Source organism: uncultured Cetobacterium sp., from assembly GCF_947039425.1.
Classification (GTDB): domain Bacteria; phylum Fusobacteriota; class Fusobacteriia; order Fusobacteriales; family Fusobacteriaceae; genus Cetobacterium_A.
This window is the reverse complement of sequence record NZ_CAMQYW010000104.1, coordinates 1-6,065: the sequence shown is the minus strand read 5'-3', so window position 1 is coordinate 6,065 and position 6,065 is coordinate 1. Positions and strand designations below refer to the sequence as shown.

Here is a 6,065-nt window from a genome sequence, read left to right as displayed (position 1 = left end):
AAAAAAATAAAAATAATAGTCATAAGAGAAGGAAAACAATGTTTAGTTACTTACAAAAATAGGAAAAGCATTAATGGTTCCTGTGGCAGTATTACCTGCTGCTGCTATCTTATTAGGTATTGGTTATATGATTGACCCAGTTGCTTGGGGTGGAAATAGTGCAATAGCTGCTTTATTAATCCAAGCTGGTGGAGCTATTATTAATAAAATGCCTATATTATTTGCCGTTGGTGTTGCATTTGGAATGTCTAAAGATAAAAATGGTTCTGCTGCTCTTACAGGTTTAGTTGGATTTTTAGTAATAACAACTTTACTATCACCTGCATCTGTAAGTCAGATAATGAAGGTTCCTTTAGATAAAGTTTCAATTGGATTTTCTAAAATAGATAATCAGTTTATTGGAATTTTAGTTGGAGTTATTGCTTCAGCACTATATAATAAATTTAGTGGAGTAGAACTACATAAGGCTTTGTCTTTCTTTAGTGGAAAAAGATTAGTTCCAATTATAATGTCTTTTGTTATGATCATTGTAGCCTTCATTCTTATGTTCGTATGGCCTACAATATATGATGGACTTGTTACTTTTGGAGAATATATAAGTAAATTAGGACCTACAGGTGCTGGTATCTATGGTTTCTTAAATAGACTACTTATTCCAGTTGGATTGCACCATGCTTTAAACTCTGTATTTTGGTTTGACGTTGCTGGAATAAATGATATACCAAAATTCTTAGGTGGAGCTCAATCAATAGCTAATGGTACAGCTATTAAAGGTGTTACTGGAATGTATCAAGCTGGATTCTTCCCAATTATGATGTTTGGTCTTTTAGGTGCTGCGGCAGCATTTGTAAAAACTGCAAGACCTGAAAATAAAGAGAAAATAAAATCTATAATGATTGCTGCAGGTTTTGCCACATTCTTAACAGGAGTTACAGAACCTTTAGAATTTGCATTTATGTTTGTTGCTCCAGGATTATATTTAATTCATTGTATTTTAACTGGAATTTCATTATTCATAGCAGCTTCAATGCACTGGATAGCTGGTTTCGGATTCTCTGCAGGATTAATCGATTTAATTCTATCTTCTAGAAATCCTCTTGCTGTAAAATGGTTTATGTTAATAGTTCAAGGAGTTGTCTTCTTCTTCTTATACTACTTTATATTTACTTTTGCTATATTAAAGTTCAATTTAAAAACTCCAGGAAGAGAAATAGATGAAGAAAATACAAATGGAGGAACTAAGAAAAAAATAACAACAAATGATGAATTGGCTGCTGAATTATTACCTTTATTAGGAGGAGCTGATAATCTTGTAGTTATTGATAACTGTATAACTAGATTGAGACTTGAAGTTAAAGATAATTCTCTAGTTCAAGATGATAAAATTAAAAAATTAGTTAGTGGAGTATTAAAACCTGGCAAAAATTCAGTTCAAATAATAGTAGGAACACAAGTTGAATTTGTTGCAGAAGCATTAAAAAGATTAGCTAACAAATAAAAATATATGGTTATATATTAGAGGTAGCAAATTAATTTTGCTACCTTTTTATTTTTCTCTATAATTTGTAATTTTTTATGTTCAGTGGTAAACTATATCTGTTATTATATGGATGTTTTAAGCAGGAGGGGAAAATGAAAATACTTCACACATCTGATTGGCATTTTGGTAAGAAATTAGAAGGTCAATCAAGAATAGAGGAACAAAAAAAATTTATTGAGACTTTAAATGTTATTGTAAAAAATGAAAATATAGATTTAATTTTATTAGCAGGAGATATTTATGATACATATAATCCACCTGCTGAAGCTGAACGATTATTTTTTAATAGTATAAAGTTACTATCAAACAATGGTCAGGTTGGAATTATTATTATTCCAGGAAATCATGACAATCCTAAAAGACTATCATCAGTTTCTGCTCTTGCAGAAGATTATGGAGTAATCATTTATGAAAAAGCTTTTCAAACTATTCCTATTGGGAAATATGGTTCTTTAAAAATTATACATTCAGATGAAGGTGGAATTCTCGTAGAGCAAAATAATAAAAAAGCATATATTTACAACCTTCCATTTCCAAGTGAAGCAACTCTTAATGAAGATTTTCAAAATATAAAATTTCATGAACGTATTAGTGAAATTTTACATAATGGTATTGAAAAAAATATATTTAATGTCCCATCTATTATTATGACTCATATATATGTTTCAGGTTCAATGGGAGAGGGAGATGAGTATTTAGAGTTAGGTGGGGCCAGAGCAATTGCAATTGATGATTTACCAAATGTAAATTATATAGCCCTTGGTCATGTTCATAAGCCACTAGCTTTTAAATCAAAAAATGCATATTATTGTGGATCTCCTATAGAATATCGTATTACTGAAAATAAATTTGAAAAAAAAGTATTTGTTGTTAATATTACTAAAGAAGAATCTATTGTTAAAAATATTCCTTTAGATAATTTTAAACCCATAAAAGAATATAGTGTTAATGGAGCTCAAGAGGCTATTGAAAGATCAATAGAACTTGAAAAAATAAATGAATGGATTTACTTAAAAATAAATTTAGAAGAGCCATTAACAAATTCACAATTAAGAAAAATAAAAAAAAATAAAAATATTTTAGAAATAATACCTTTAATAAAAGAAGTAGATATTAAAAATAAAGAAAATATAAATTATACAGAAGAAAATATTCAAGAAGCTTTTATTGAATTTTTTAAAGAGGAAAATAAAGGACTAGAACCAAATAGTGAAATTAAGAATATGTTCTTTAATCTTTTAGAGGAGGGGGATAATATTGAAACCAATTAAACTTGAAATTTCAGGTCTTCAAAGCTTTTTAGAAAAACAAATAATAGATTTTACTGAATTAACTTCATTTGGCTTATTTGGAATATTCGGAGAAACAGGAAGTGGAAAATCAACGATATTAGATGCTATGATCTTAGCTATTTATGGAGTTATTCCTAGAACAATGGGACGAAAAGATAACGGAATAAGACCATGTTTAAATAATGATAGTGACAAAATAAGTGTTTATTTTAAATTTAAATTGGGAAATGACACCTTTGAAATAACTAGAGAGTATAAGAAAAAATTTTCTAGAAAAGGGGAAGAAAAATTTGAAACTTTAAACCCATTACTTAAAATAAATAATGATATTGTTGCTGATACAGTAAAAAATGTAGATTTTATTTTAAAAGAAAATTTTGGAATTAGTGTTGAAGACTTTACTCGTTCTGTAGTTTTACCTCAAGGGAAATTTAGTGAATTTCTAAAATTAAAAAGTATTGATAGAATTACCATGCTAGAAAATATATTTAATTTAAAAAAATATGGTAGTAATTTACAAGAAAAATTAAAGGATAAATTCACTTTAATAAAAGAACAAATTAATGCTTTAGATAACCAAATAAAAGGAAAAGGGGATATCTCTCTAGATCGTTTAAATAACTATAAAGATATTGAAAAAGAAAAAATTAATGAACTAAACATAACTTTAGATAAAAAGTCTGCTCTTGAAAAAGAGTTTTCTATACTAAAAGAGATTAAACTATATTCAGAAACCATTGAAGAATATGATAAAAAATTAGATATACTAAGTCAACAAAATGAAACTATTAAAAATAATAAATTACAAGTAGAACAACACAATTGTGCTATTATTTTTAGAGAAAGACTTAAAGATATTGATAATTTAAAAATAGATATTAAAAACCAAAATGAATTAAAAGAAATTGAAATTTTAACTATTTCTAATTTAAATACCGAACTTAAAAAAATTAATTGTAGTAAGATCTCAATAGAAATAGAATTAAAAGATATTCTTCATTCTCTTAAAAAAATTAATTTTTCCATTGGAGAACTTGACAATATTAGAAAATTATTTGAAATTGGAACTATTTTAAATTTTAAAATAGAGGATCTTCAAAAACAAATTAAAATTTCTAATAAATTAGAAGAGAATTTATCTATAAAAAAAGATGATCTATTCATTAATAAAAATATTCTAAAAAAATTAATAGAAAATTATAATAATTTAGAGAATCATGATGAAAATATGCTTTATACAATTAAAGAAGAAATTATTACCTTAAAAAATCAATTAAAAGAGAATCAAATAAAAAAAGACAAATTAGAAGAACACTATTTAAACTTAAATAAAGAAACTATTTTACAAGATAGTTTAAATAAAGATTTGGAAAATTTAAATAATGAAATTAATACAATTGAAAATAATATAAAAGATAATATCTTAGGTACACTGGGAGAGCAATTAAAAGATAATTGTCCTTGCCCATTATGTGGGTCAAATATACATCCGCAAATTGCTAAAAAAGTAGAATTTAAAGAAAATAAATCTTTAAATACATTAGTAGATACTAAAAATAAAATTGAAAAGAATTTAGCTCTTGTAAATAGTAATATTCTTGTTTTAAATACATCAATTGCAACTATTGGAGATTTAATTCCTTCTATTTTAATTGAAAAAAAAATATTAAGTTTGGAAGAATCTTTTAAATTTTTAGAAAATAAATTTAATGAATTAAAACTAAAAGAAATTGAAATGAATAAAAATATTATAAATCATACAAAAAATATTGAACATATAGAAACTTTAATAGAGAACTTTCAAAAAGATATTAAGACTTCAAAAATAAGCTATGATGAAATAAATATAGAAATTAATAAAATAAAAAATGATAATAATATTAAAGAAAATATTAATTTAAATAAAATACTAGAAGAAAAAACTCAATTAGAGTTAAAAGAGAAAGAACAAAGAGAATTATTTTCTTTAAAAATAGAACTAGAGAATAAAATAAATAGTTTAAATTTAAAAATTAAAGATATTGAAAATAATATAAAATTACATATACAAAAAAATGAACAAATTAATGAAATCTTAGAAATAAAACTAATGTCTCTTAAAAATAAAGATGACTCATTAAATATAGATTCAAAAAAAAGTGGTTTTGAGAATATTATTAATATATCTGAAAAAATATTGACTGAAGTTGATTTAAAAGCTATAGAAGAAGACATAAAAGAATTCCAAAAATCTTTAATAAAATATACATCTCTCAAAGATGAAGCCCTAAAGCAACTAAATAACAGATCTTATGACAATGTTTTATATGAAGATAGAAAAAATATGTTAAATGATATTTATTTACTTGAAACAAATATAAATAGTGAAAAAACTCAAATTGAAACAAAAATAAAAATATTAGAAAAAGCTATAGAAGAAGTTAAAGATATTATTATAAAAAAAGATAGATTAATTAAAGAATTGGATAATGTTGAGCTTCTTAGAGAAACTTTAAAAGGTAAAAAATTTGTAAAATTTTTGGCTAGAAAAAAATTAGATTATATTGTATTCCAAGCATCAAAGCGTTTAAGAAAAATAACTCGTGGAAGATATTCTTTAAGCGTTAATCAAAATTGTGATTTTAATATTATTGATGCTTTTAATGGAAATTCCATTAGAGATTCTTCAACTCTTTCTGGAGGGGAAACATTTATTGTTTCTTTGGTTCTTGCTCTTGCTCTTTCTAACCAACTTCAACTAAAGGGTAATATACAATTGGAATTTTTCTTCTTAGATGAAGGTTTTGGAACTTTAGATTCAGATTTATTAGATCGAGTGATCTCAATATTAGAAGATATTAAGGGTAAAGAAAAAATAAGCATTGGAATTATAAGTCATGTGGAAGACTTAAAAATAAGAATACCACGAAGATTAGAGGTTTCTTCTGCTATACCTGGCGAAAGAGGAAGTCTTATAAAATTAATTTAATGAGAGGTTTACATGAGAACAATTGGAGTATTTGATTCAGGAGTAGGAGGGGTTTCTGTTTTAAAAGAAATTTTAAAATATTTTCCTCATGATAATATAATTTATTTTGGGGATAGTCTACATGCACCTTATGGGGAAAGGTCAATTGATGAAATTAGAAAACTTTGTTTAAAAGTTTCAGATTTCTTAGTATTTAATAAAAAAGTTGATGCTGTTGTTGTAGCTTGTAACACAGCGACAGGAGCGGCTATTGATATTATGAAAG

3 protein-coding genes and 1 pseudogene are annotated in these 6,065 nt (G+C 25.2%); all 4 read left to right on the top strand.

The annotated features are described in order from the left end of the window. Window positions 1-38 precede the first annotated feature (38 nt). Window positions 39-1,498: pseudogene (gene nagE / locus Q0V09_RS06620) on the top strand (N-acetylglucosamine-specific PTS transporter subunit IIBC). 134 nt (window positions 1,499-1,632) lie between these two features. After that, on the top strand, window positions 1,633-2,811 hold the full coding sequence (locus Q0V09_RS06615; RefSeq protein ID WP_297487820.1) for an exonuclease subunit SbcD: 1,179 nt from the start codon (window positions 1,633-1,635) through the stop codon (window positions 2,809-2,811). Beyond that, window positions 2,798-5,800 (top strand): SMC family ATPase, encoded by a 3,003-nt coding sequence (locus tag Q0V09_RS06610; protein WP_297487818.1) that lies wholly within the window; start codon window positions 2,798-2,800, stop codon window positions 5,798-5,800. Before Q0V09_RS06615 ends, Q0V09_RS06610 begins: the two co-directional genes overlap by 14 nt. Before the next feature lie 12 nt (window positions 5,801-5,812). Further along, window positions 5,813-6,065 (top strand): glutamate racemase (locus tag Q0V09_RS06605; RefSeq protein ID WP_367172313.1); only part of this gene is annotated, 253 nt, incomplete at its 3' end.